This window comes from Bacillus sp. GMs2/2, from assembly GCF_050172095.1.
Lineage (GTDB): Bacteria > Bacillota > Bacilli > Bacillales > Bacillaceae_G > Bacillus_A > Bacillus_A cereus.
The window spans coordinates 1-2,860 of the sequence record NZ_JBNLYE010000448.1 but is presented as its reverse complement, the minus strand read 5'-3'; the positions used below and the strand labels follow the sequence as shown (position 1 = coordinate 2,860).

Sequence of the window (2,860 nt, the reverse complement as noted above, 5' to 3'; positions counted from 1 at the left end):
CTTTTTAGTAATGCTAGCTTTTTTATTAATATTTAGTATTTCTTTTCTAGTAAAAAATTAAGAATAAATCTTATTTTAAGGAGAAGTTGATATGAGTTTAAAAGAACATGCAATGAAAAAGTTTCAAGAAAAAATGACTTCCAATGAGAGCGTACAAGGTATGATTACAACCTATTATGAAATGCAAAATGGTATATCCGGATTAGTCGGTGTACCAAATGGAAATTCTACTCCTGTGCAAGGGATTTTAGCATATACAGAACGACAATTGTTATTTTATAGTGAAATGTTTGGCAAGCTTCCTATTTCATTACAGATACCTTTCCATAAAATTAATGAAATAAAAGAAAAAAAACAAGCTTTCGCCCTTTTTAAAACGATTCCAGCTATTGCTGTTTCCCATGAAGATCAAGATGTTTTTTCAACACGTGGAGATAAAGAGGGGTTTGTACGTTTAAAAGAATTCTTTGAAAAAGTTAAGTATATGTCAAACTAGTAAATTCTAATCTTCACTAAAAATTGAACTACCCAAATAAGATCATTTTGTACACGTGCTGATGAGCTGCTAAGCTTAAAATCCAGCCCGTTTATTTTACACAATAATGGTTCAAAAAATTATATTGTTAGGAGCTAATTACATAGTATGAAAAAATATCTTTCTATTACACTACTTTTAGTTTTATTTGGATTATTGTCCCCATTCTCTAATATACATGCGGAGACAAATAACACAGGCTTAAATAAAATTGATCAGATTGCTAATGTTTTTAATGATAATACCAATTTAAACGAGAAAATTAGTTATATTAATAGTAGTGATGTTAATAACTGGTCAATTAAAGAGATTAATCTTACCTTAGACAAAATAGATAGTTTAAATCTAAACATAATGGAACGCGCCACATTGAAGAGAGAGATAATACGTAATTTTGGTTTTTTTAATTTTGATTTTAAAGGAACAAATTCGGATGTTTTAGCATTTAAAGAGTTAAAAATAGAAATTGTCGAGACCAATCAACCACTTACACTATATAGAAGAAGTAAATCTGGGGAACCAGAGTCTAAATACGGTCTTGGTTATTGGTGGGGAGATAAAGCGAGAAGTATTGAAGAAACTAGAAATGAGTTGGCTGTATTAGAAGCATGGGGAAATCCACTCAATACGATATACAAAATTCAAGTACCAAAGGGGATTAAAATGCTTAAAGGATTAACAGCCCCTCAAACTCAATATCTAAATGGGACAGATACAGTGCAAGAATATAGAAAAGGTGGAGCAATTCAATATTGGATTAATAACGTAAATAACAATTGGCTACAATGAAATATTTCTAGGAGGCCAGCATGGAAAATGATTATGAATTTATAAAGTTGATTCTAGATTGTGAGCATATTATTAAACAACACACCCCTAGTAATCCTGACGATGTTAAGAGATATCATTTAATGTTAGATGAACTGAAAGGTTTAAGAATGACTATGAAATTGAAACAATTAAATACTAGGTTGTATTATTTATCAATAACACAAATGCTCGAAAAAAATGATCCAGAAGAAGTACTATATGCTGTATTAAAGTTAAATGAATTTTATTGTACTCACTATCAAAATATATAGAAAAAATAATCAAAGCTTATTTATTAGATAAAATGGTTTATGTAAAAGGTACTCGAATGGGTGCCTTTTCTTCATGAGAAAATCCATTATTAACTACATCTACATTTTCAGCATAAGCATCGATATGAAACTGACTACCTGACATGAACACAAACAATGCAATCATTAACTTGAAAACAATATTTTTCATATTTTATCTCCTACTACAACGAATTTTACTAATAGTATTAGAATCCATTAGAAACTTTAAATTAGGATCAGGAACAAAATAAATCCAATTAAAGACCAAAATTTGAAACCAAATATCATTGAATGGATATATAATTATTATTGAAGAGCAATCTGTAGGTCCCACAGGTACATATCAAAAGAGGAAAGCATTTACTTAAAGTGCTTTCCTCTCCTTTTTATTATCATAATGGAGGCTTCACAATGAAAGAACATAACAAACAAAAATCATATTATATAAGAGAATACACATTAAGAGATAAGAGTACAAAATCAATTAGGGTTGAACCCTGGCGCTCTTTTAAAGAGGAAATGAAGGTACTTGGTATTACGGATAATGACATTTTTCAAATACAACTGATTAAAAAACGTATATGAAATTGCGAATCCTTTTGTAAATGTTGTAATACAAACGAAAATGGAATAACATTTCCAGCATGTAACTTATACAATAAAAAAGAGCAACGTGCTACCAACATGCGCTCTCCTTTAGATAGCTGCTACCATTAAGGCCGTGGCCACTAAAAAATAACACCTACAGTATTTGTAGGTGTTATTTTTAATCATTTAGGCTTGTAAAATGTTTCGTATTTCTTCTATACGTAAATTTGTAAACTTTGCAATATCTTCGATTGGCATTCCATTTTTATGCATTCCACGAATTAATTGAATTTTTCCTTCTTCAATCCCCTCTTGACGCCCTTCTTTCTTTCCTTCATTACGAGCATGAGCAAATTTTGCGGCTTCATCCATCAACGCTTTCTCCCTTGCTTCATACGCTTGTCGGAAAGAAGAATCTTGACTCATACGTTCCCATTTATTCATTGCTTTTTGTAAAATAGGGTCTTGGTTCATCGCAATATCCTCCAATGTTTGGGTTAATTGTTCATCCTCATTCGCTGGAAGTAATAACAACCAACGAACAAACGAGTCTTCCCAGGGATTTATTTGTTCATTTCGCCACTGTTGCATGAGTTTTGGAATCTCCACAATATGAACTTCAATATCATCACTC

At 31.0% G+C, this 2,860-nt stretch carries 6 protein-coding genes; 4 read left to right on the top strand and 2 right to left on the bottom strand.

Features of this window, described 5'->3' with window-relative positions:
* Nucleotides 1-91: 91 nt before the first annotated feature.
* The 3 genes from ACQGS6_RS25840 to ACQGS6_RS25830 all read left to right on the top strand — a co-directional run bounded on the left by ACQGS6_RS25840 (nt 92) and on the right by ACQGS6_RS25830 (nt 1,617).
* A complete protein-coding gene (locus tag ACQGS6_RS25840; protein ID WP_426965836.1) occupies nt 92-496 on the top strand; it encodes a GRAM domain-containing protein in 405 nt (134 codons plus the stop codon).
* Between the two features lie 147 nt (nt 497-643).
* A complete protein-coding gene (locus ACQGS6_RS25835) occupies nt 644-1,324 on the top strand; it encodes an autotransporter (protein ID WP_426965835.1) in 681 nt (226 codons plus the stop codon).
* A gap of 20 nt (nt 1,325-1,344) precedes the next feature.
* Nucleotides 1,345-1,617: a hypothetical protein gene (locus ACQGS6_RS25830; RefSeq protein WP_426965834.1), complete on the top strand. Its 273-nt coding sequence runs from the start codon at nt 1,345-1,347 to the stop codon at nt 1,615-1,617.
* A gap of 37 nt (nt 1,618-1,654) precedes the next feature.
* On the opposite strand, the gene ACQGS6_RS25825 is transcribed toward ACQGS6_RS25830, so the two are convergent.
* Nucleotides 1,655-1,807, bottom strand: coding sequence for a hypothetical protein (locus ACQGS6_RS25825; protein WP_426965833.1), 153 nt, complete (start codon nt 1,805-1,807; stop codon nt 1,655-1,657).
* A 242-nt stretch (nt 1,808-2,049) separates the two neighbouring features.
* Here ACQGS6_RS25825 and ACQGS6_RS25820 point away from each other — a divergent pair, with 242 nt between their 5' ends.
* Nucleotides 2,050-2,223 (top strand): hypothetical protein, encoded by a 174-nt coding sequence (locus ACQGS6_RS25820; protein ID WP_000658140.1) that lies wholly within the window; start codon nt 2,050-2,052, stop codon nt 2,221-2,223.
* 189 nt (nt 2,224-2,412) lie between these two features.
* Here ACQGS6_RS25820 and ACQGS6_RS25815 read toward each other — a convergent pair.
* Nucleotides 2,413-2,860 (bottom strand): Rpn family recombination-promoting nuclease/putative transposase (locus tag ACQGS6_RS25815; protein ID WP_426965832.1); only part of this gene is annotated, 448 nt, incomplete at its 5' end.